At 65.1% G+C, this 21,675-nt stretch carries 25 protein-coding genes and 2 pseudogenes; 13 read left to right on the top strand and 14 right to left on the bottom strand.

Annotated elements, in window-relative coordinates; genetic code table 11:
• Positions 1–54 precede the first annotated feature (54 nt).
• Genes ATE70_RS20120 through ATE70_RS20110 form a run of 3 tightly spaced genes read left to right on the top strand, consistent with a single transcriptional unit; the run spans position 55 to position 4,200 of the window.
• Positions 55–1,800, top strand: coding sequence for a relaxase/mobilization nuclease domain-containing protein (locus tag ATE70_RS20120; RefSeq protein ID WP_037553348.1), 1,746 nt, complete (start codon positions 55–57; stop codon positions 1,798–1,800).
• A 13-nt stretch (positions 1,801–1,813) separates the two neighbouring features.
• Complete coding sequence (locus ATE70_RS20115; protein ID WP_037553349.1) at positions 1,814–3,784, top strand: conjugal transfer protein TraG; 1,971 nt, start codon at positions 1,814–1,816, stop codon at positions 3,782–3,784.
• The gene (locus ATE70_RS20110; RefSeq protein WP_037553350.1) at positions 3,781–4,200 is read left to right on the top strand and encodes a hypothetical protein; all 420 of its coding nucleotides are present in this window, start codon (positions 3,781–3,783) and stop codon (positions 4,198–4,200) included. The genes ATE70_RS20115 and ATE70_RS20110 overlap by 4 nt, the downstream gene beginning before the upstream one ends.
• Positions 4,201–4,214: 14 nt before the next feature.
• Here ATE70_RS20110 and ATE70_RS20105 read toward each other — a convergent pair whose 3' ends face one another.
• The 4 genes from ATE70_RS20105 to ATE70_RS20090 all read right to left on the bottom strand — a co-directional run bounded on the left by ATE70_RS20105 (position 4,215) and on the right by ATE70_RS20090 (position 6,415).
• Positions 4,215–4,412: a hypothetical protein gene (locus ATE70_RS20105; RefSeq protein ID WP_037553351.1), complete on the bottom strand. Its 198-nt coding sequence runs from the start codon at positions 4,410–4,412 to the stop codon at positions 4,215–4,217.
• Between the two features lie 238 nt (positions 4,413–4,650).
• A complete protein-coding gene (locus ATE70_RS20100) occupies positions 4,651–5,280 on the bottom strand; it encodes a hypothetical protein (protein ID WP_037553353.1) in 630 nt (209 codons plus the stop codon).
• A 2-nt stretch (positions 5,281–5,282) separates the two neighbouring features.
• Positions 5,283–5,999 carry a hypothetical protein gene (locus tag ATE70_RS20095; protein WP_037553355.1) on the bottom strand — a complete coding sequence of 239 codons (717 nt, stop codon included), beginning with the start codon at positions 5,997–5,999 and terminating at the stop codon, positions 5,283–5,285.
• Complete coding sequence (locus ATE70_RS20090; RefSeq protein ID WP_197411523.1) at positions 5,999–6,415, bottom strand: PaaI family thioesterase; 417 nt, start codon at positions 6,413–6,415, stop codon at positions 5,999–6,001. Before ATE70_RS20090 ends, ATE70_RS20095 begins: the two co-directional genes overlap by 1 nt.
• A 183-nt stretch (positions 6,416–6,598) precedes the next feature.
• Between ATE70_RS20090 and ATE70_RS20085 the strand changes: the two genes are divergently transcribed.
• Positions 6,599–6,829, top strand: coding sequence for a hypothetical protein (locus ATE70_RS20085; protein ID WP_037553358.1), 231 nt, complete (start codon positions 6,599–6,601; stop codon positions 6,827–6,829).
• A gap of 7 nt (positions 6,830–6,836) precedes the next feature.
• Here ATE70_RS20085 and ATE70_RS25275 read toward each other — a convergent pair whose 3' ends face one another.
• The 4 genes from ATE70_RS25275 to ATE70_RS20065 form a co-directional block, all read right to left on the bottom strand.
• Positions 6,837–7,682, bottom strand: coding sequence for a JAB domain-containing protein (locus ATE70_RS25275; RefSeq protein ID WP_160292463.1), 846 nt, complete (start codon positions 7,680–7,682; stop codon positions 6,837–6,839).
• 92 nt (positions 7,683–7,774) lie between these two features.
• A complete protein-coding gene (locus ATE70_RS25280) occupies positions 7,775–8,260 on the bottom strand; it encodes a hypothetical protein (RefSeq protein ID WP_037553360.1) in 486 nt (161 codons plus the stop codon).
• Positions 8,261–8,292: 32 nt separating this feature from the next.
• Positions 8,293–8,625: a hypothetical protein gene (locus ATE70_RS20070; protein ID WP_052181967.1), complete on the bottom strand. Its 333-nt coding sequence runs from the start codon at positions 8,623–8,625 to the stop codon at positions 8,293–8,295.
• 61 nt (positions 8,626–8,686) lie between these two features.
• Positions 8,687–9,205: a LuxR C-terminal-related transcriptional regulator gene (locus ATE70_RS20065; RefSeq protein WP_052181968.1), complete on the bottom strand. Its 519-nt coding sequence runs from the start codon at positions 9,203–9,205 to the stop codon at positions 8,687–8,689.
• Positions 9,206–9,425: 220 nt separating this feature from the next.
• Here ATE70_RS20065 and trbB (ATE70_RS20060) point away from each other — a divergent pair, with 220 nt between their 5' ends.
• The 5 genes and pseudogenes from trbB (ATE70_RS20060) to trbJ (ATE70_RS24960) form a co-directional block, all read left to right on the top strand.
• A complete protein-coding gene (trbB, locus tag ATE70_RS20060) occupies positions 9,426–10,403 on the top strand; it encodes a P-type conjugative transfer ATPase TrbB (RefSeq protein ID WP_037553362.1) in 978 nt (325 codons plus the stop codon).
• 2 nt (positions 10,404–10,405) lie between these two features.
• Positions 10,406–10,738 (top strand): TrbC/VirB2 family protein, encoded by a 333-nt coding sequence (locus ATE70_RS20055; protein ID WP_037553363.1) that lies wholly within the window; start codon positions 10,406–10,408, stop codon positions 10,736–10,738.
• Entirely contained in the window at positions 10,738–11,007 is a 270-nt protein-coding gene (locus ATE70_RS20050; protein WP_037553365.1) for a VirB3 family type IV secretion system protein, read from the top strand. Before ATE70_RS20055 ends, ATE70_RS20050 begins: the two co-directional genes overlap by 1 nt.
• Positions 11,004–13,445 carry a conjugal transfer protein TrbE gene (trbE, locus tag ATE70_RS20045; RefSeq protein WP_052181969.1) on the top strand — a complete coding sequence of 814 codons (2,442 nt, stop codon included), beginning with the start codon at positions 11,004–11,006 and terminating at the stop codon, positions 13,443–13,445. The genes ATE70_RS20050 and trbE (ATE70_RS20045) overlap by 4 nt, the downstream gene beginning before the upstream one ends.
• Positions 13,442–14,110 (top strand): annotated as a pseudogene (gene trbJ, locus ATE70_RS24960) (P-type conjugative transfer protein TrbJ); the annotation flags it as partial. The gene trbE (ATE70_RS20045) and the pseudogene trbJ (ATE70_RS24960), both read left to right, overlap by 4 nt.
• Positions 14,111–14,142: 32 nt before the next feature.
• Here trbJ (ATE70_RS24960) and trbJ (ATE70_RS25545) read toward each other — a convergent pair.
• From trbJ (ATE70_RS25545) to trbB (ATE70_RS20020), 5 genes and pseudogenes are all read right to left on the bottom strand, one after another.
• Positions 14,143–14,685, bottom strand: a pseudogene (trbJ, locus tag ATE70_RS25545) (P-type conjugative transfer protein TrbJ); the annotation flags it as partial.
• A 62-nt stretch (positions 14,686–14,747) separates the two neighbouring features.
• On the bottom strand, positions 14,748–17,189 hold the full coding sequence (gene trbE, locus ATE70_RS20035; RefSeq protein ID WP_052181969.1) for a conjugal transfer protein TrbE: 2,442 nt from the start codon (positions 17,187–17,189) through the stop codon (positions 14,748–14,750).
• The gene (locus ATE70_RS20030) at positions 17,186–17,455 is read right to left on the bottom strand and encodes a VirB3 family type IV secretion system protein (protein WP_037553365.1); all 270 of its coding nucleotides are present in this window, start codon (positions 17,453–17,455) and stop codon (positions 17,186–17,188) included. Before ATE70_RS20030 ends, trbE (ATE70_RS20035) begins: the two co-directional genes overlap by 4 nt.
• Positions 17,455–17,787, bottom strand: a complete 333-nt coding sequence (locus ATE70_RS20025; protein WP_037553363.1) for a TrbC/VirB2 family protein — start codon at positions 17,785–17,787, stop codon at positions 17,455–17,457. The genes ATE70_RS20030 and ATE70_RS20025 overlap by 1 nt, the downstream gene beginning before the upstream one ends.
• 2 nt (positions 17,788–17,789) lie before the next feature.
• Positions 17,790–18,767 carry a P-type conjugative transfer ATPase TrbB gene (gene trbB, locus ATE70_RS20020; protein WP_037553362.1) on the bottom strand — a complete coding sequence of 326 codons (978 nt, stop codon included), beginning with the start codon at positions 18,765–18,767 and terminating at the stop codon, positions 17,790–17,792.
• Positions 18,768–18,987: 220 nt separating this feature from the next.
• Between trbB (ATE70_RS20020) and ATE70_RS20015 the strand changes: the two genes are divergently transcribed.
• From ATE70_RS20015 to ATE70_RS25290, 4 genes are all read left to right on the top strand, one after another.
• Positions 18,988–19,506, top strand: coding sequence for a LuxR C-terminal-related transcriptional regulator (locus ATE70_RS20015; RefSeq protein ID WP_052181968.1), 519 nt, complete (start codon positions 18,988–18,990; stop codon positions 19,504–19,506).
• Positions 19,507–19,567: 61 nt separating this feature from the next.
• Positions 19,568–19,900, top strand: a complete 333-nt coding sequence (locus ATE70_RS20010; RefSeq protein WP_052181967.1) for a hypothetical protein — start codon at positions 19,568–19,570, stop codon at positions 19,898–19,900.
• A gap of 32 nt (positions 19,901–19,932) precedes the next feature.
• Positions 19,933–20,418 carry a hypothetical protein gene (locus ATE70_RS25285; protein WP_037553360.1) on the top strand — a complete coding sequence of 162 codons (486 nt, stop codon included), beginning with the start codon at positions 19,933–19,935 and terminating at the stop codon, positions 20,416–20,418.
• A 92-nt stretch (positions 20,419–20,510) separates the two neighbouring features.
• Positions 20,511–21,356, top strand: coding sequence for a JAB domain-containing protein (locus ATE70_RS25290; protein WP_160292463.1), 846 nt, complete (start codon positions 20,511–20,513; stop codon positions 21,354–21,356).
• 7 nt (positions 21,357–21,363) lie between these two features.
• Here ATE70_RS25290 and ATE70_RS19995 read toward each other — a convergent pair whose 3' ends face one another.
• On the bottom strand, positions 21,364–21,594 hold the full coding sequence (locus ATE70_RS19995; protein WP_037553358.1) for a hypothetical protein: 231 nt from the start codon (positions 21,592–21,594) through the stop codon (positions 21,364–21,366).
• Positions 21,595–21,675: the final 81 nt, after the last annotated feature.

Genomic DNA, 21,675 nt, shown 5'->3' with positions numbered 1-21,675 from the left:
TCGACCTCTGGATTTCCGAGGCAGAACAAGCGCTTACGATATGGCACCGGCGTTGTGAGCGGCGACGAGCATGATTTTCGGGTGCGACCGGGAAGGGGTCGCGATGCGGGTTCGGGATCGGCGCGGCGCGGGAAGAGGCTCGCGGCGCAGGTGCGCAAGGCAGCCGCCCGCTCGGGTTACACCCGCTCCCGTCGGGGCGGCGGCGGTCGCAGCGGAACCGGTCGGCATGGCCGCGGCCGCGCCGCGCTTGCGACGATCCGGCGCGGCCCCGCGCAGCGCCGCGTGACGGTCATGGCGCGCATCGTCCGGCATAAGGGCGCGCAGTTTCGCTCCGCGCCTCTCGCACGGCATATCGCTTATCTCGAACGCGACGGCGTCACCCGCGATGGTCGCGATGCCATGATGTTCGATGCGTCTGGAGATACCGCCGACCGCGAGGCCTTTGCCGATCGCTGCGCCGACGATCGCCATCATTTCCGTTTCATCGTCAGCCCTGAAGATGCGGAGCAATTGCAGGACCTTCGGACCTTCACCCGCGATCTCATGGGCCGGATGGAGAAGGATCTCGAGACCCGGCTCGACTGGGTGGCGGTCGATCACTGGAACACCGACAATCCGCATATCCATATACTCCTGCGCGGCGTCGCCGAGGACGGAAGCGACCTGGTCGTCGACCGCGCTTATATGTCGGAAGGCGTGCGCGGACGGGCGTCGGAGATCGCGACCCTCGAACTCGGCCCGCGAAACGAACAGGAGATCGACGCGAGCCTCGTGCGGGAGACGGGCGCCGAGCGTTGGACCGGGCTCGATGCGCGCCTGCGCGAACGCGGCGGCGAAACGGGGATCGTCGATCTTCGTCCCGACCCAAGCTCGCCGCCGGGCCGCGATCGGCATCTCATCGGACGTGCGGCGAAGCTCGAGGCGCTTGGGCTTGCGACGCGCCTTGGACCCGGCATTTTCGAGATCGATCCGCGCGCCGAAACCCTATTGCGCGACCTCGGCGAGCGAGGCGACATCATCAAGGGCGTCCACCGCGCCATGCGCATGCAAGGGCTCTCCTTCGACGCATCGAGGCTCGCCCTTCACGGCGAGGCGGAGCGTTCGGGCCTCGTCGGGCGGCTGGTCGCACGCGGCCTCGACGATGAGCTTGCCGGCTCCGCCTTCGCCATCGTCGACGGGACCGATGGACGGACCCATCACATCAAATTCTCCGATCTCCAATGGACCGGGGACGCGAAGCCGGGCGCGGTCGTCGAGCTGCGGCGCTGGGAAGGACGCGACGGCGGCGAGCATCTCTCGCTCGCCCTGCGATCGGACCTTGCGGTCGCCGACCAGACATCCGCGCGCGGCGCAACCTGGCTCGACCGCGAGCTGGTCGCGGCGAAGCCCACGGCAGGAACCTCGGGCTTCGGCATCGATGTTCGCCGCGCCATGGCAGCGCGCGCCGAGTTTCTCGCGAGCGAAGGCCTCGCGAGCCGACAGAACGGCAAGCTCGTACTGGCGCCCGATCTCATCGAAACGCTGAAGCGGCGCGACCTCGAGGCGGCCTGCGAAACCATCGCCGCGCGCACCGGGCTCGCGCATCGCCCGCCGGCCACCGGCGACGCGGTGAGCGGGACCTACCGCGAGCGCGTGTCGCTCGCCTCGGGGCGCTTCGCGATGATCGACGACGGCCTTGGCTTTCAACTCGTGCCCTGGCGCCCGGCGCTCGACCGGCACCTCGGGCAGCATGTCACCGGCACCGCCACCGCGGGCGGCATCGACTGGAGCCTTGGCCGCGATCGCGGGATCGCAATCTGAGAAAGGATGAACGATGAGCGACAGGATATTATGGGGCCAGATCTTCGCGGTGCTGCTGATCGTCCTCGCGGCGGTCTGGACCGCGACCCAAGCGACGGCGGAAGCGCTCGGATTTCAGGCGGCGCTCGGTGCCCCCTGGTTCCGCATCGGCGACTATCCCGTCTATCCCCCGCCCGCCTTCTTCTGGTGGTGGTTTGCCTTCGACGCCTATGCGCCGCCGATCTTCTATCGCGGTGCCGCGATCGCCGCGTCGGGCGGGCTGCTGTCGGTTGTCGTCGCGATCAGCATGTCGGTGTGGCGTGCGCGCGAGCGCCGGCGGGCCGAGACCTACGGATCGGCACGCTGGGCGCAGGAGCGTGAGATACGGGCTGCCAACATGCTCGGCCCCGATGGCGTCATTCTCGGGCGCATGGCCGGAACATACCTGCGTCACGATGGCGCCGAGCATGTCCTCTGCTTCGCGCCGACCCGATCCGGAAAGGGCGTCGGCCTCGTGGTGCCGACCCTGCTGACTTGGCCGGGGAGCTGCATCGTCCATGACATCAAGGGCGAGAACTGGCAGCTCACTGCGGGCTTTCGCGCAAAGCATGGCCGGGTGCTGCTCTTCGATCCGACCAACCCCGCATCGGCCGCCTATAATCCGCTCCTCGAAGTCCGGCGCGGCGCGTGGGAAGTACGCGATGTGCAGAATGTCGCCGACGTGCTGGTCGATCCCGAAGGAAGCCTCGAGCGCCGAAACCACTGGGAGAAGACAAGCCACGCCCTGCTCGTCGGCGCGATCCTCCATGTTCTCTACGCCGAGGAGGAAAAGAGCCTTGCCGGTGTCGCGGCCTTTCTGTCGAACCCCGAGCGCAAGATCGAGGCGACGCTCCACCGGATGAAGACCACCAGCCATTTGGGAGATCGCGTCCACCCGGTCGTCGCCGCGGCGGCGCAGGAGCTGCTCAACAAGAGCGAGAATGAGCGGTCCGGCGTGCTGTCGACCGCCATGTCCTTCCTCGGTCTTTATCGCGATCCGGTGATCGCCAAGGTCACGGGACATTCCGAGTGGCGCATCGCGGACCTGATCGGAAGCGAGCGCCCGGTCTCGCTCTACCTCGTGGTGCCGCCCGGCGATATCAGCCGGACCAAGCCGCTCATGCGCCTGATCCTCAACCAGATCGGGCGGCGGCTGACCGAGGAGCTGAATCCCAAGGCACGGTCGCAACGGCTGCTGTTCATGCTCGACGAGTTTCCCGCGCTCGGACGTCTCGATTTCTTCGAAAGCGCGCTCGCCTTCATGGCGGGCTATGGCATCAAGGCCTTTCTGATCGCCCAGTCGCTCAACCAGATCGAGAAGGCCTATGGCCAGAGCAATGCGATCCTCGACAATTGCCACGTCCGGGTCAGTTTCGCGACGAACGATGAGCGCACCGCCAAACGGATTTCCGATGCGCTTGGCACTGCGACCGAGCAACGCGCGATGAAGAATTATGCCGGCCATCGGCTCTCGCCCTGGCTCGGCCATTTGATGGTGTCGCGCACCGAAACCGCCCGGCCGCTGCTCACCCCCGGCGAAGTCATGCAGCTCCCCCCGGACGACGAGATCGTGATGGCCGCCGGCCTCGCACCGATCCGGGCCAAGAAGGCGCGCTACTATGGCGACCGGCGCCTGGCCGGCCGCGTCATTCCGCCGCCCGCACCCGGTCGCGGTCTTCCCGCCGGCCACGATTGGATGGCCGACCGGGTACAGCAGCCGATGGAGACGAAAGCGAAGGCGGCGGAGGACGATGACGCGGCCAATGGCGGCATTCGGCAGGAACCCGAACTTCCCGTCCATGAGGATATCGCGCCGCCGCCGCCGCGCAGCGTCAATGGCGAGTTTGATTTCACCGAGGACGGAGCACAAGCCGATGCAGCGCGGCTTCGCGCCGCCGCGGATCGGCGGATGGCGCGGCGCGCTCAAGCTGCCGCGCTCGATCCCGACGATGGGATCCAGCTGTGATCCGATCGCATGTCAAACAGACATTCCGGATCGAAACCGGCCTGTCGCGCGACCTGACAGACCTTGCCCGCCGACGCGGCCTCACCCGGACCGAAGTGCTGGAGGCTGCACTGCGCTCCTTTCTCTCGCCCGATCAGGAGGAGCGGATCGAGGCGCTGTTGACCCGGCGCCTCGACCGCATCGGCCGCCAGCTCGACCGCATCGAATGGCATGGCGAAATGTCGGGAGAAGCGATGGCCCTGTTCGTTCGACACTGGCTCACGAGCACGGCGCCTTTGCCCGATGATGCATTGCCGGCCGCGCAGGCCAGCGGGAAGCGGCGGTGGGAGGCTTTCGTCGATGCCCTTTCACGTAGGATGGAAGTTGGACCAAAGCTCGCCGCGGAGCTGATGCGTGATGTCGGCGGTTCCAATTGAAGCCTTTAACCGGCTCATCCAGCCCGCAGTTTTAAGAGAAAGCTGATGGCCTCGGCGGGGACACCGCACAGGGCAGCCGCTAGCAGCAGTATCGCGAGAGCCAGATATTTGGCCAGAGGAGTTCGGCACAGCTCGAGAAGCACCGCCGATTTGTGGCGGCCCAATTGCACAAGCGCCATGAACTGGGCGAGCTCGGCCTCACGGTCAGTCATCGGACGATCACCTACGGGCGGGAGAGGGGGCATGTCGGTCATCACAAACCTCACGGATTCATCGCAAAAATGGCGCGCTGTTACAGATGCGCGTGCGGGTTACCGTGAGGGATAAGCCCTCCGGGCTGGAGTGCCCCTCAGGCGAGTCGCTTGTCAACAGGGTGAATCGCAATTTTATCAACAGTCGGGGGTGCGTCTGGGGATATCTTGCCGCATTTCCGGGAAAGCCGGAGTTCGTTCAGTCCTCTTCGCCCTGCTGCTCGCGCTCGCGTAGTCTCTCGGCATAGCGGTAGCTCGCTTCGACGGAGTGATAGTCATCGGCGTAGCGATCGATGTCGCCGAGCGCGCATTCGACCTCATAGGCCACCGTATGGGGAGACGAGCCCGGGCGCTTTCGGCCCAGCCAGCGCTCTAGCTTGTCGAAGCGGCTCTGCATCCCCTGCACGCTGCATGCGATGCGCAGATCGTCGAGATTGCTGCTCGTTCGATTGCGGCTCCAGGCCCTGCAGGCGAACTCAAGCTCTTCACCCCGTGTCGGAGGGCGATCGCTGAGATCAGCCCCACCATCTTTCGCAAGGGTCGGGTCGGCCTGTACACCGGCAAGGCCCGCACTGAGTGCCTCGCACAGTTCGCTATGATATTTATCCCGGAGCGCGGCGTCCCAATCATAGGGGCCAGCGCCGACGAAAAGATGCGGCAGCTTGAAATGCGCCCCCACTGCCTTCGGCAGCATCTTCTCGATCCGGATCACTCCGCGAATGACGCCGAGAAGGCGCTCGGCGTCGATCCCGGCCCAGGGCCGCGCCAGATTTTCGAGCGCGCCAAGGTTCGAATTGGTGGGCGTGTCCCCCGTGTTCCAGTATCGCATGGTCAGTGCTTCAGTTTCTCTTTGGCCTTGATCCCTAATATGGCTTTCGCTTCCTCGCTCGCATTCTTGCCGATCTCGTCGAGGCGCTTTCTCACTATGGGGTCCGCGAGGAGCTGAGCCTTGGGTCCTTCGCCGGAACCGCAGACGACAGCATAGAAGAGCCGGTATAGCTCCTGTGCATGCTCGGCTCCGGCCACGGCAGCGTCGATGTCGCCCTGCCGGTAAACCAGTATGTCCTTGTCATCGATGGGTTCGGGCCTGATCACGCCGCGTCCATCGGGCAATATCTCAGATCTTTGTCGATGGCTGACATTATGGTTCACGATCGTCTTCGGATGGGTGAGCAGGATTGCATCCGGCAGTTCGGAGCTATGACCCCAGACGCGGTGCGCAAACTGGTTACGCTCGGTTCGCGAGGTCTCGGCCACCGACCCGATGGTCTGCAGGAGCAATTGCTGCCATTCAGGAAGCGCTTCCTTGGCCGCGGCGTTGAGCGCCGACCTCTGGCCTCCCGAATTGACGAGCGAAAGATACATGGCCGTGCCCACCGCGATATCGGCTTTCAGCATGCGGCTGAGGATGCTCGCGAGATCGCCATCGATGTGGGCCCAGAGCGCTATGATATAGGCTACATCAGCCGCGAACGGCGAACGGCGCAAAACGCCGGGGCCAAAGAACAGCTGCCCATCGGGCGCGACATCGAAAAGGCGTTCGGGCATCAGCCGCGATCCAGGCCGCCCGTGGACACCACCCGTGCCGAGGCCGTCGCGCGCGCCACGCATCGGCCCTCGGCGTCGAAAAGCTCGCCCTCGAGAAAGGCGACCGTCTTCCCCAATTGGACGATCCGGCCGACACCGGTGAAGCTGCCCGGCCGCGCGGGAGCGAGATAGCTGATGTTGAGCGAGATGGTTGCGCAATAATAGGCGCCCCCCGATTTCACGAGAACCGTCGGTCCCAGCGTATCGTCGAGCATCGCAGCGACGAAGCCGCCCTGGATATTGCCTCCGGGATTACAGAAGGCGGGCTTCCCTTCCATTCTCACCCGTATGGTGCCGGTGGCTTCCTCGGCCTCGATAAGCTCCCAGCCAAGTGTTTCTGCGCAGGGCGGGCGTGCGAAGCTGTCGAATATGCTCATGTCCATCTCCCGATGCTGCCCGGCTAGTGCAGGCATTCGGCAGCATAGTGACGGGCCTCTCCCCCAAACTCCAGACCTGTCGCAATCAGCATTCCATCCTGGACCAATCTGTCTGGTCATGCTCGCTTTTCTCCGGGGGCGAATGCTGGCATCCCCGGTGCTCCATCACATTGGGAGAGAATAATGGACGAAGACGCTTTGTTCGCGGTTGGAACAGTCCTGGCGGCGATCGGCGGCCTGCTGGAACGAAAGGGCGTCTGTACCACCACCGAATTTGCCGAAACTCTTGGCGGCGTTGCCCTGATGACCGCCGAGTCCGGTGAGCAGTACCGGAACCGTGCCGCCTATGTCGGCAGTTGGGCACAGATGGTGCGCGCTGCCGCCGAACATGCTGGCGGCGCGCGCGAGCATTGACCCACCCTCATTCGGCGCCAGCTTCGAAATAGGCGCGCATCCGGTGGGCAATGACTGGGTCGAGCCGGATGAAAGTCCGGCGGCCGTCGATCGGATCGGGCACGCGGCGCGTAATCCCGGCATCGCAGAGGCGCTGTGCCAGCCTCAACGCGCTGCTCATTGGGATCGAGGATGTGACGCACAGCGCGCTGATGGAGAGACGCTTGCGTTCGCATTCGTGAACGAAGAGATCGATCAGCATCTCCCAAGCGGGATCGCCGAATAGTTCGGGTGTCCCGATCAGCTGCTGGCGGAGGAGGCGCCTGCGCATTGCGGCCCTTGCATTGGCCAGCGCAATGTCCCCGTGGTCGATGCGCGCGGGACCTCCCGGACTTCGCAATGTGAAGGAGGCTGACGGAATGGGCGTCCCGGCAAGAGTGTCATTGCTGATGACGTGATGACAGTGGGTTGATGTCACGACGATGTGGTCGATGATCTCGACGTTGAGCGACCGTCCGATCATTTCGAGCTTCCGCGTCGCCTCGATGTCCTCGACGCTGGGGCGATGGTCGCCGCTCGGATGGTTGTGCACGAGGATCAGCCCGGCGGCATTGAGTTCGAGCGCACGCCGGAAGATCGTCCGGGGGTAGATGGCAAGCTGGGCAAGTGTACCGCTTTGCAAAACTTCGTCGGCAAGAAGATGTCGCCCGCCGTCGAGAAAAAGGATGCGGAGCCGTTCGTCGGAAAGCGAGCCCATCGACATGATAAGATAGGAGCGCAGCCTCCGATCGAAAGGATCGATGCTGATACCTCGAAGGTCGCCTGAAAAGCTCTCGGCGGCGAGCTTGCGCGCCTCGAGAATGACCTCTGCCACCTGCGGCGCGTCGCCAATTACGCGAGCAAGTGCTTCGGGCGACTGCGCCCAAATGCGGCTGATCGAATGAAACGCAGCAAGAAGCTGGTCGGCTAGTGCTTCGCAGCGTTCCGGCTCGATGGTCGCAATGAAATGTACCAGGACCGATCGCTGCCGGCCTGAGCCAATCGCTTTTGGTGTTGCCAGGTTGCGGCCACGAGGAGCGGCGGAAGAAGCCAGGATGCAGCAACCTGCATCGTCAGATAAGCTATCGGATGAAGGTCCATGTCGATCGCGCGGGTCGTGTGAGCCAGCAGCGGAAGGAATTGCAGGACCGCCGCCAGCATGGGCCAGAAACGATAGGCCGTCAGCGCTACGGTCATCGTCGCGGCCGCCGCTATCAGATCGATCAGGAGGTGACCCGCATCGACCGAGAGGAAATTCACCGCGAATATCAGGTGTAGAGCTTGGTCGGAAATCAGCATGAACAGGAGAATGGCTGCTACTGCCTTCTCCGGGCCGCCCCCTTTCCGGAGGGCGTAGACGAGAGCCACCAGCAGCAATGTCACGAAGATTGCGATCCGCAGCATCGCGCTCATTCACCATGCCGATGGCCCATCGTCAATGTCGCTCAGCTCACCAGGGCAATCTTCGCCGGGCCAGCCTCGGCAACTGCCGGGCATTCGTGAAGATCGAGGCCCGACGTTTCACGGCCGATGTCGGCAAGGTCGCCATGAACACGAAGGATGTCGCCGCTCACACCAACCAGCGCCAGCTGCGCCTCGGCAATACGGCGGATCGTCGCATGGCCCTTGGCAGCGGGGACGCCTGCCGTGTCGCGACGTGCGGTTACCACTTCCGCCATGAGCGACGATACGGCGATAAGGGCGCCGTCTATCTGTGCCTCAGCGGCAGGCACCACTTTCTGCAACCGCTCGGCCGCAACGTTGTTCAGATTTTGCATAGACTCTCCTCTCCGGGGAAGCGCACCGCGCTCCCGGACCATGGTTCAACAAGAGTTGGGATCAGGCCGCGGCGAGCCGGGTCAGCGAATGACCGATCGACAGGCCTGCGATCACCATGAGCAGGATCGCAATGAGCAAACTCACGACGATCACGACCCGGGCCTGAGGCCTGTAATTTGGCCTCAGCAAATCCCTGAACGGAGAGCCTTCGCTCCGAGGCCCGGCTCGGCTTGCCAAATTATCGTTCAGATGCAGCAAGCTGGCGGGGTCACCGTCCGGGAAGTCGGATGGCACCAGCTCGGGGGCTGGCGGTAGTATGACCGGATCACATGGTATCCGATCATAGGTCTGGCGCAGCCGCGCATAGATGATCGCGGTCTCGTCACGGTTGGCCGCGCCCAGCGTGTCGCGTGCGGTGGTGAGCCGCAGATCCACCGCCTGCTTCGATATGTCGAGGTCGCGGGCGATCTGTTTCGAGGTTTTTCGTTCCAGCAGCAAATCGAGACAGGCCCGCTGCTTTTCTGTCAAGCGCGTCCACCTCAAGAACTCGTCCGAATGCTGCGACCCCGAATCACTCATCCTGACACTGTTGTCAAAATTACGCTCGGCACAACCCGCCGACCTTCATTTAATCGCCACCGAATCGGAACTGATCGCATCGCGGCCTACGCCATTCTCTGTCTTTCTTACCCACAGTACGACGCGCGCAAATCTCTGTTGAAAATAGTGAATCTCTGCGTCTCTTACTCGTCCCCGTCGAGCCGGGCGTCCTTGCCCGGACCATCCAACGGGGACTATCATGGGCGCAGAGCCGGTCCGTTTCGAGGCGCAGGGGCGTGGTGCCCGCATGCTGCGTACAGCGCTTGGCGGCGCAATTGCCGAGTGGCTTGCCGACCCCGCGGTCATCGAAATCATGCTCAATCCTGACGGTCGGCTCTGGGTCGATCGCCTCGGCGCAGGGATCACCGATAGCGGTATCCTGCTCGCGGCCACCGACGGTGAGCGCATCATCCGGCTCGTGGCGCATCATGTCGGCGCCGAGGTCCATGCCGGGTCGCCGCGCGTGTCGGCCGAGCTTCCCGAAAGCGGCGAGCGCTTTGAGGGTCTGTTGCCGCCCGTGGTCGCGGCGCCGACCTTCGCGATCCGCAAGCCCGCGGTCGCCGTCTTCTCGCTCGGCGATTATGTCGCAGCCGGCATCATGTCCGCACCGGCGGCCGAGGCGCTACGCTCCGGGGTCGCCGAGCGCCTCAATATCCTCGTCGCCGGCGGAACCGGGACGGGCAAGACGACGCTCACCAATGCCCTGCTCGCCGAGGTCGCCAAGACCAGCGAACGCGTCGTCCTGATCGAAGACACCCGCGAGCTCCAATGCGCGGCTCCGAACCTCGTCGCGATGCGCACCAAGGATGGGGTCGCGTCGCTGTCCGATCTCGTCCGTTCCTCGCTTCGGCTTCGGCCGGACCGCATCCCGATCGGCGAGGTCCGCGGTGCCGAGGCGCTCGACCTTCTGAAGGCTTGGGGCACCGGACATCCCGGCGGCATCGGCACGATCCACGCGGGCAGCGCGATCGGCGCGCTCCGCCGCATGGAGCAGCTCATTCAGGAAGCCGTGATCACGGTCCCACGGGCCCTCCTCGCAGAAACGATCGATCTCGTTGCCGTTCTCGTGCGCGACGGCGCCGGGCGGCGCCTTGCCGAACTCGCCCGCGTCGACGGTCTCGATGCGTCGACCGGCGACTATCGCATCACCCCCCTCTTTACCCCCGAAGGAGACTGACCATGACCCACGCCGCCCGGCGGGAGGCGCCGCGCTTCCTGCTCGCCTCGACCGCTCTCTATGTCGCGCTCGTTACCGCCTTGCCCGCTCGGGCCGGTGGCTCGTCGATGCCGTGGGAAGCGCCGCTGCAATCGATCCTCGAAAGCGTCGAGGGGCCCGTCGCGAAGGTGATCTCGCTGATCATCATCATCATCACCGGGCTGACCATCTCGTTCGGCGACACGTCGGGCGGTTTTCGCCGCATGGTCCAGATCGTGTTCGGGCTGTCGATCGCCTTCGCGGCGTCGAGCTTCTTCCTGACCTTCTTTTCCTTCGGCGGCGGAGCCGTCGTCTGATGGATGCCCCGGCCGAAGTCACCGGTTTCTTCGCGCCCGTGCACCGCGCGCTCGCCGAGCCGATCCTGCTCGGCGGCGCGCCGCGCGCCCTCGCGATCGCCAATGGCACGCTCGCGGCCGGGATCGGCCTTGGCCTCCGCCTCTGGATCGCGGGTCTCGTCCTCTGGATCGTCGGCCATGCGCTCTCGGTCTGGGCGGCGCGCCGCGACCCGCAATTCGTCGACGTCGCCAAGCGTCACCTCAAATATCCTGTCTGGATGCGGCCATGATGAACCTCGCCGAATATCGCTCGAAGTCGGCCTGCCTTTCCGATTATCTCCCCTGGGTCGCGCTGGTCGCCGAGGGCGCGGTGCTCAACAAGGATGGCTCGTTCCAGCGAACCGCGGCCTTCCGCGGCCCCGATCTCGACAGCGCCACCCCCGCCGAACTCGTCGCGGTCACCGCCCGGCTCAACAATGCGATCCGGCGCCTCGGCTCCGGCTGGGCCTTGTTCGTGGAGGCGCAGCGGCTGCCGTCGAGCGATTATCCCGCATCCTCATTTCCCGATCCGGCATCCGCTCTTGTCGACATGGAGCGCCGCGAGCAATTCCGGGAGGAAGGGGCGCATTTCGAGAGCCGCTATTATCTGACCCTCCTGTGGATGCCGCCGGCCGAGGATGCCTCGCGGGCGGAGGGCTGGCTTTATGAGGGTATGGAGCGCTCGGGGGTCGATCCGAAGGAGCATCTCGCGAGCTTCATCGACCGGTCGAACCGCATCCTTCATCTCGTCGAAGGCTTCATGCCCGAGGCCGAATGGCTCGATGACGGCGAGACGCTGACCTATCTCCATTCAACCGTATCGACGAAGCGGCAGCGTGTCCGGGTTCCCGAGACGCCAGTCTATCTCGACGCGCTGCTGACGGACCAGCCGCTCATCGGCGGGCTTGAGCCGCGGCTCGGCGAGCAGCATCTGCGGACCCTGACGATCACGGGCTTTCCGACCGCGACCTGGCCCGGCCTCCTCGACGATCTCAACCGGCTGGCCTTCGCCTATCGCTGGTCGACCCGCGCGATCATGCTCGACAAGACAGACGCGACCAAGCTGCTGACGAAAATCCGGCGACAATGGTTCGCCAAGCGCAAGTCGATCGCGGCGATCCTCAAGGAGGTGATGACCAACGAGCAATCGGCGCTCGTCGACAGCGATGCCTCGAACAAGGCGGCCGACGCCGACATGGCGTTGCAGGAGCTCGGCGCCGATCATGCCGGCGTCGCCTATGTGACCGCGACCGTCACCGTGTGGGACAGCGACGCGGCCCTCGCCGCCGAGAAGCTCCGGCTGGTCGAGAAAGTCATCCAGGGGCGCGACTTCACCTGCACGATCGAGGGCATGAACGCGATCGAGGCCTGGCTCGGGAGCCTGCCCGGCCACGCCTACGCCAATGTCCGCCAGCCGCCGATTTCCACCCTCAACCTTGCCCACATGATCCCCCTGTCTGCCGTGTGGGCGGGGGCGGAACGGGACGAGCATTTCGGAGACGCCCCCTTGCTCTATGGCAAGACCGAAGGCTCGACCCCGTTCCGCCTTTCCCTCCATGTCGGCGACGTCGGTCATTGCCTCGTCGTCGGTCCGACGGGGGCAGGCAAATCGGTGCTGCTCGCGACGATGGCGATGCAGTTTCGCCGCTATCCGGGCTCGCAAATCTTCGCGTTCGATTTCGGCGGCTCGATCCGCGCCGCAGCCCTCGCGATGGGCGGGGACTGGCAGGATCTTGGCGGGGCGCTCCACGATGGCGAGGGCGGCGTGGCGTTGCAGCCGCTCGCCCGGATCGACGAGGCGTCCGAGCGGAGCTGGGCTGCCGAATGGCTCGCCGCGCTGTTCGCGGGCGAAGGCATGATGATCGACCCGGCGGCGAAGGAGCATCTCTGGTCGGCGCTGACCTCACTCGCGACGGCGCCTGTCGCCGAACGCACGCTGACGGGGCTCGCGGTGCTTCTCCAGTCGCGCGACCTCAAGCAGGCGCTCGCGCCCTATTTGGTCGGCGGACCCTGGGGGCGGCTGCTCGATGCCGACGAGGAGCGCATCGGGGCCGCGCGCGTGCAGGCCTTCGAGACCGAAGGCCTTGTCGGCGCCGCGTCGGCGGGACCCGTCCTGTCCTATCTGTTTCACCGGATCGCCGGACGGCTCGACGGCTCGCCGACGCTCATCATCATCGACGAAGGCTGGCTCGTGCTCGACAGCCCGGCCTTCGCGGCGCAGCTCCGCGAATGGCTGAAGACGCTCCGCAAGAAGAATGCGAGCGTGGTCTTCGCGACGCAGAGCCTTGCCGACATCGAAACCTCTAGCATCGCACCCGCGATCATCGAGAGCTGTCCGACCCGCATATTTCTGCCGAACGAGCGCGCGCTCGAGCCGCAGATTGCCCGCATCTACGAGCGCTTCGGTCTCAATGACCGGCAAATAGAGATACTGAGCCGGGCGACCCCGAAGCGCGACTATTATTGCCAGTCGCGGCGCGGCAATCGCCTCTTCGACCTGGGGCTAGGCGAGGTTGCGCTCGCCTTCACCGCGGCATCTTCGAAGACCGATCAGACGCGCATCGCGGAGCTGTTCGCAGCGCACGGCCCCGAAGGGTTCGCGGCCGCCTGGCTTTCCCACCGCAAGCTCGAATGGGCGGCCGAGCTGCTCCCCACCATTGCCGCCCCCAATGAGGAGTGCCCCCGATGAAGAAGAATATCGTCCGCGCCGTCGCTGCCGCGGCACTTGTGTTGCTGCCCGTGTCGGGCGCGATGCTGGCCGTCCCGGCGAGCGCCCAGCTCGGCGGCATCGTCCACGATCCGCGCAACTATTCGCAGAATATCCTGACCGCGGCGCGCACGCTCGAGCAGATCAACAACCAGATCAAGCAGCTGCAGAATCAGGCGACCTCGCTGATGAACGAGGCGAAGAACCTCAACAGCCTGCCGACATCGACGCTGGGCACGCTCGAGGCGCAGGTCGACCAGACGCGCCAGCTCCTCGCGCAGGCAGAGGGCATCGCGTTCAACGTGTCGGACATCCAGAAGGGGTTCGAGGCGCGCTACAAGGGCGGAGCGCTGACGGGCTCTGCCGCCGAGATGGTCGCCAATGCCGAGGCGCGCTGGAAGGACAGCGTCGGCGCCTTCGAGGATGCGATGAAGGTGCAGGCCGGCATCGTCACGAACATGGGCGGAACGCGGACGTCGATCTCGACGATCGTCGGCGCCAGCCAGTCGGCAACCGGCGCGCTGCAGGCCGCGCAGGCGGGCAACCAGCTGCTCGCCATCCAGTCGCAGCAGATCGCCGATCTCGCCGCCGTCATGAGTGCGCAGGGCCGCGCCGAGATGCTCGATGCCGCGCGCGCGGCATCGAGCATCTCGGCGCGGCCCTGCGCACTCATGACGGCGGCGAGATCGGCGATCTGCTGCGACTGGATGGCGAGCAGCTGGTTGCCCGCCTGCGCGGCCTGCAGCGCGCCGGTTGCCGACTGGCTGGCGCCGACGATCGTCGAGATCGACGTCCGCGTTCCGCCCATGTTCGTGACGATGCCGGCCTGCACCTTCATCGCATCCTCGAAGGCGCCGACGCTGTCCTTCCAGCGCGCCTCGGCATTGGCGACCATCTCGGCGGCAGAGCCCGTCAGCGCTCCGCCCTTGTAGCGCGCCTCGAACCCCTTCTGGATGTCCGACACGTTGAACGCGATGCCCTCTGCCTGCGCGAGGAGCTGGCGCGTCTGGTCGACCTGCGCCTCGAGCGTGCCCAGCGTCGATGTCGGCAGGCTGTTGAGGTTCTTCGCCTCGTTCATCAGCGAGGTCGCCTGATTCTGCAGCTGCTTGATCTGGTTGTTGATCTGCTCGAGCGTGCGCGCCGCGGTCAGGATATTCTGCGAATAGTTGCGCGGATCGTGGACGATGCCGCCGAGCTGGGCGCTCGCCGGGACGGCCAGCATCGCGCCCGACACGGGCAGCAACACAAGTGCCGCGGCAGCGACGGCGCGGACGATATTCTTCTTCATCGGGGGCACTCCTCATTGGGGGCGGCAATGGTGGGGAGCAGCTCGGCCGCCCATTCGAGCTTGCGGTGGGAAAGCCAGGCGGCCGCGAACCCTTCGGGGCCGTGCGCTGCGAACAGCTCCGCGATGCGCGTCTGATCGGTCTTCGAAGATGCCGCGGTGAAGGCGAGCGCAACCTCGCCTAGCCCCAGGTCGAAGAGGCGATTGCCGCGCCGCGACTGGCAATAATAGTCGCGCTTCGGGGTCGCCCGGCTCAGTATCTCTATTTGCCGGTCATTGAGACCGAAGCGCTCGTAGATGCGGGCAATCTGCGGCTCGAGCGCGCGCTCGTTCGGCAGAAATATGCGGGTCGGACAGCTCTCGATGATCGCGGGTGCGATGCTAGAGGTTTCGATGTCGGCAAGGCTCTGCGTCGCGAAGACCACGCTCGCATTCTTCTTGCGGAGCGTCTTCAGCCATTCGCGGAGCTGCGCCGCGAAGGCCGGGCTGTCGAGCACGAGCCAGCCTTCGTCGATGATGATGAGCGTCGGCGAGCCGTCGAGCCGTCCGGCGATCCGGTGAAACAGATAGGACAGGACGGGTCCCGCCGACGCGGCGCCGACAAGGCCTTCGGTCTCGAAGGCCTGCACGCGCGCGGCCCCGATGCGCTCCTCGTCGGCATCGAGCAGCCGCCCCCAGGGTCCGCCGACCAAATAGGGCGCGAGCGCCTGCTTGAGGTCGCGCGACTGGAGAAGCACCGCGAGCCCCGTCAGCGTGCGTTCGGCGACAGGCGCCGTCGCGAGTGAGGTCAGCGCCGACCAGAGATGCTCCTTCGCCGCCGGGTCGATCATCATGCCTTCGCCCGCGAACAGCGCGGCGAGCCATTCGGCAGCCCAGCTCCGCTCGGACGCCTCGTCGATCCGGGCGAGCGGCTGCAACGCCACGCCGCCCTCGCCATCGTGGAGCGCCCCGCCAAGATCCTGCCAGTCCCCGCCCATCGCGAGGGCTGCGGCGCGGATCGAGCCGCCGAAATCGAACGCGAAGATTTGCGAGCCCGGATAGCGGCGAAACTGCATCGCCATCGTCGCGAGCAGCACCGATTTGCCTGCCCCCGTCGGACCGACGACGAGGCAATGACCGACGTCGCCGACATGGAGGGAAAGGCGGAACGGGGTCGAGCCTTCGGTCTTGCCATAGAGCAAGGGGGCGTCTCCGAAATGCTCGTCCCGTTCCGCCCCCGCCCACACGGCAGACAGGGGGATCATGTGGGCAAGGTTGAGGGTGGAAATCGGCGGCTGGCGGACATTGGCGTAGGCGTGGCCGGGCAGGCTCCCGAGCCAGGCCTCGATCGCGTTCATGCCCTCGATCGTGCAGGTGAAGTCGCGCCCCTGGATGACTTTCTCGACCAGCCGGAGCTTCTCGGCGGCGAGGGCCGCGTCGCTGTCCCACACGGTGACGGTCGCGGTCACATAGGCGACGCCGGCATGATCGGCGCCGAGCTCCTGCAACGCCATGTCGGCGTCGGCCGCCTTGTTCGAGGCATCGCTGTCGACGAGCGCCGATTGCTCGTTGGTCATCACCTCCTTGAGGATCGCCGCGATCGACTTGCGCTTGGCGAACCATTGTCGCCGGATTTTCGTCAGCAGCTTGGTCGCGTCTGTCTTGTCGAGCATGATCGCGCGGGTCGACCAGCGATAGGCGAAGGCCAGCCGGTTGAGATCGTCGAGGAGGCCGGGCCAGGTCGCGGTCGGAAAGCCCGTGATCGTCAGGGTCCGCAGATGCTGCTCGCCGAGCCGCGGCTCAAGCCCGCCGATGAGCGGCTGGTCCGTCAGCAGCGCGTCGAGATAGACTGGCGTCTCGGGAACCCGGACACGCTGCCGCTTCGTCGATACGGTTGAATGGAGATAGGTCAGCGTCTCGCCGTCATCGAGCCATTCGGCCTCGGGCATGAAGCCTTCGACGAGATGAAGGATGCGGTTCGACCGGTCGATGAAGCTCGCGAGATGCTCCTTCGGATCGACCCCCGAGCGCTCCATACCCTCATAAAGCCAGCCCTCCGCCCGCGAGGCATCCTCGGCCGGCGGCATCCACAGGAGGGTCAGATAATAGCGGCTCTCGAAATGCGCCCCTTCCTCCCGGAATTGCTCGCGGCGCTCCATGTCGACAAGAGCGGATGCCGGATCGGGAAATGAGGATGCGGGATAATCGCTCGACGGCAGCCGCTGCGCCTCCACGAACAAGGCCCAGCCGGAGCCGAGGCGCCGGATCGCATTGTTGAGCCGGGCGGTGACCGCGACGAGTTCGGCGGGGGTGGCGCTGTCGAGATCGGGGCCGCGGAAGGCCGCGGTTCGCTGGAACGAGCCATCCTTGTTGAGCACCGCGCCCTCGGCGACCAGCGCGACCCAGGGGAGATAATCGGAAAGGCAGGCCGACTTCGAGCGATATTCGGCGAGGTTCATCATGGCCGCATCCAGACAGGATATTTGAGGTGACGCTTGGCGACGTCGACGAATTGCGGGTCGCGGCGCGCCGCCCAGACCGAGAGCGCATGGCCGACGATCCAGAGGACGAGACCCGCGATCCAGAGGCGGAGGCCAAGGCCGATCCCGGCCGCGAGCGTGCCATTGGCGATCGCGAGGGCGCGCGGCGCGCCGCCGAGCAGGATCGGCTCGGCGAGCGCGCGGTGCACGGGCGCGAAGAAACCGGTGACTTCGGCCGGGGCATCCATCAGACGACGGCTCCGCCGCCGAAGGAAAAGAAGGTCAGGAAGAAGCTCGACGCCGCGAAGGCGATCGACAGCCCGAACACGATCTGGACCATGCGGCGAAAACCGCCCGACGTGTCGCCGAACGAGATGGTCAGCCCGGTGATGATGATGATGATCAGCGAGATCACCTTCGCGACGGGCCCCTCGACGCTTTCGAGGATCGATTGCAGCGGCGCTTCCCACGGCATCGACGAGCCACCGGCCCGAGCGGGCAAGGCGGTAACGAGCGCGACATAGAGAGCGGTCGAGGCGAGCAGGAAGCGCGGCGCCTCCCGCCGGGCGGCGTGGGTCATGGTCAGTCTCCTTCGGGGGTAAAGAGGGGGGTGATGCGATAGTCGCCGGTCGACGCATCGAGACCGTCGACGCGGGCGAGTTCGGCAAGGCGCCGCCCGGCGCCGTCGCGCACGAGAACGGCAACGAGATCGATCGTTTCTGCGAGGAGGGCCCGTGGGACCGTGATCACGGCTTCCTGAATGAGCTGCTCCATGCGGCGGAGCGCGCCGATCGCGCTGCCCGCGTGGATCGTGCCGATGCCGCCGGGATGTCCGGTGCCCCAAGCCTTCAGAAGGTCGAGCGCCTCGGCACCGCGGACCTCGCCGATCGGGATGCGGTCCGGCCGAAGCCGAAGCGAGGAACGGACGAGATCGGACAGCGACGCGACCCCATCCTTGGTGCGCATCGCGACGAGGTTCGGAGCCGCGCATTGGAGCTCGCGGGTGTCTTCGATCAGGACGACGCGTTCGCTGGTCTTGGCGACCTCGGCGAGCAGGGCATTGGTGAGCGTCGTCTTGCCCGTCCCGGTTCCGCCGGCGACGAGGATATTGAGGCGCTCGGCGACCCCGGAGCGTAGCGCCTCGGCCGCCGGTGCGGACATGATGCCGGCTGCGACATAATCGCCGAGCGAGAAGACGGCGACCGCGGGCTTGCGGATCGCGAAGGTCGGCGCCGCGACCACGGGCGGCAACAGACCCTCAAAGCGCTCGCCGCTTTCGGGAAGCTCGGCCGACACGCGCGGCGACCCGGCATGGACCTCGGCGCCGACATGATGCGCCACGAGCCGGATGATGCGCTCACCGTCGGTGGCCGCGAGCAGGATACCGCTATCGGTGATCCCTGCGCCGAGGCGATCGACCCAGAGCCGACCGTCAGGATTGAGCATGATTTCGATGACCGCGGGGTCGGCAAGCCACTCGGCAATTGCGCCGCCAAGCGCTGTACGCAGCATGCGGGCACCACGCCCCTGCGCCTCGAAACGGACCGGCTCTGCGCCCATGATAGTCCCCGTTGGATGGTCCGGGCAAGGACGCCCGGCTCGACGGGGACGAGTAAGAGACGCAGAGATTCACTATTTTCAACAGAGATTTGCGCGCGTCGTACTGTGGGTAAGAAAGACAGAGAATGGCGTAGGCCGCGATGCGATCAGTTCCGATTCGGTGGCGATTAAATGAAGGTCGGCGGGTTGTGCCGAGCGTAATTTTGACAACAGTGTCAGGATGAGTGATTCGGGGTCGCAGCATTCGGACGAGTTCTTGAGGTGGACGCGCTTGACAGAAAAGCAGCGGGCCTGTCTCGATTTGCTGCTGGAACGAAAAACCTCGAAACAGATCGCCCGCGACCTCGACATATCGAAGCAGGCGGTGGATCTGCGGCTCACCACCGCACGCGACACGCTGGGCGCGGCCAACCGTGACGAGACCGCGATCATCTATGCGCGGCTGCGCCAGACCTATGATCGGATACCATGTGATCCGGTCATACTACCGCCAGCCCCCGAGCTGGTGCCATCCGACTTCCCGGACGGTGACCCCGCCAGCTTGCTGCATCTGAACGATAATTTGGCAAGCCGAGCCGGGCCTCGGAGCGAAGGCTCTCCGTTCAGGGATTTGCTGAGGCCAAATTACAGGCCTCAGGCCCGGGTCGTGATCGTCGTGAGTTTGCTCATTGCGATCCTGCTCATGGTGATCGCAGGCCTGTCGATCGGTCATTCGCTGACCCGGCTCGCCGCGGCCTGATCCCAACTCTTGTTGAACCATGGTCCGGGAGCGCGGTGCGCTTCCCCGGAGAGGAGAGTCTATGCAAAATCTGAACAACGTTGCGGCCGAGCGGTTGCAGAAAGTGGTGCCTGCCGCTGAGGCACAGATAGACGGCGCCCTTATCGCCGTATCGTCGCTCATGGCGGAAGTGGTAACCGCACGTCGCGACACGGCAGGCGTCCCCGCTGCCAAGGGCCATGCGACGATCCGCCGTATTGCCGAGGCGCAGCTGGCGCTGGTTGGTGTGAGCGGCGACATCCTTCGTGTTCATGGCGACCTTGCCGACATCGGCCGTGAAACGTCGGGCCTCGATCTTCACGAATGCCCGGCAGTTGCCGAGGCTGGCCCGGCGAAGATTGCCCTGGTGAGCTGAGCGACATTGACGATGGGCCATCGGCATGGTGAATGAGCGCGATGCTGCGGATCGCAATCTTCGTGACATTGCTGCTGGTGGCTCTCGTCTACGCCCTCCGGAAAGGGGGCGGCCCGGAGAAGGCAGTAGCAGCCATTCTCCTGTTCATGCTGATTTCCGACCAAGCTCTACACCTGATATTCGCGGTGAATTTCCTCTCGGTCGATGCGGGTCACCTCCTGATCGATCTGATAGCGGCGGCCGCGACGATGACCGTAGCGCTGACGGCCTATCGTTTCTGGCCCATGCTGGCGGCGGTCCTGCAATTCCTTCCGCTGCTGGCTCACACGACCCGCGCGATCGACATGGACCTTCATCCGATAGCTTATCTGACGATGCAGGTTGCTGCATCCTGGCTTCTTCCGCCGCTCCTCGTGGCCGCAACCTGGCAACACCAAAAGCGATTGGCTCAGGCCGGCAGCGATCGGTCCTGGTACATTTCATTGCGACCATCGAGCCGGAACGCTGCGAAGCACTAGCCGACCAGCTTCTTGCTGCGTTTCATTCGATCAGCCGCATTTGGGCGCAGTCGCCCGAAGCACTTGCTCGCGTAATTGGCGACGCGCCGCAGGTGGCAGAGGTCATTCTCGAGGCGCGCAAGCTCGCCGCCGAGAGCTTTTCAGGCGACCTTCGAGGTATCAGCATCGATCCTTTCGATCGGAGGCTGCGCTCCTATCTTATCATGTCGATGGGCTCGCTTTCCGACGAACGGCTCCGCATCCTTTTTCTCGACGGCGGGCGACATCTTCTTGCCGACGAAGTTTTGCAAAGCGGTACACTTGCCCAGCTTGCCATCTACCCCCGGACGATCTTCCGGCGTGCGCTCGAACTCAATGCCGCCGGGCTGATCCTCGTGCACAACCATCCGAGCGGCGACCATCGCCCCAGCGTCGAGGACATCGAGGCGACGCGGAAGCTCGAAATGATCGGACGGTCGCTCAACGTCGAGATCATCGACCACATCGTCGTGACATCAACCCACTGTCATCACGTCATCAGCAATGACACTCTTGCCGGGACGCCCATTCCGTCAGCCTCCTTCACATTGCGAAGTCCGGGAGGTCCCGCGCGCATCGACCACGGGGACATTGCGCTGGCCAATGCAAGGGCCGCAATGCGCAGGCGCCTCCTCCGCCAGCAGCTGATCGGGACACCCGAACTATTCGGCGATCCCGCTTGGGAGATGCTGATCGATCTCTTCGTTCACGAATGCGAACGCAAGCGTCTCTCCATCAGCGCGCTGTGCGTCACATCCTCGATCCCAATGAGCAGCGCGTTGAGGCTGGCACAGCGCCTCTGCGATGCCGGGATTACGCGCCGCGTGCCCGATCCGATCGACGGCCGCCGGACTTTCATCCGGCTCGACCCAGTCATTGCCCACCGGATGCGCGCCTATTTCGAAGCTGGCGCCGAATGAGGGTGGGTCAATGCTCGCGCGCGCCGCCAGCATGTTCGGCGGCAGCGCGCACCATCTGTGCCCAACTGCCGACATAGGCGGCACGGTTCCGGTACTGCTCACCGGACTCGGCGGTCATCAGGGCAACGCCGCCAAGAGTTTCGGCAAATTCGGTGGTGGTACAGACGCCCTTTCGTTCCAGCAGGCCGCCGATCGCCGCCAGGACTGTTCCAACCGCGAACAAAGCGTCTTCGTCCATTATTCTCTCCCAATGTGATGGAGCACCGGGGATGCCAGCATTCGCCCCCGGAGAAAAGCGAGCATGACCAGACAGATTGGT

Origin of the sequence: Sphingopyxis sp. H053, assembly GCF_001468225.1 — a bacterium.
GTDB lineage: Bacteria > Pseudomonadota > Alphaproteobacteria > Sphingomonadales > Sphingomonadaceae > Sphingopyxis.
The sequence above is the reverse complement of the archived record's forward strand: the minus strand, read 5'-3'. Positions and strand labels throughout refer to the sequence as shown.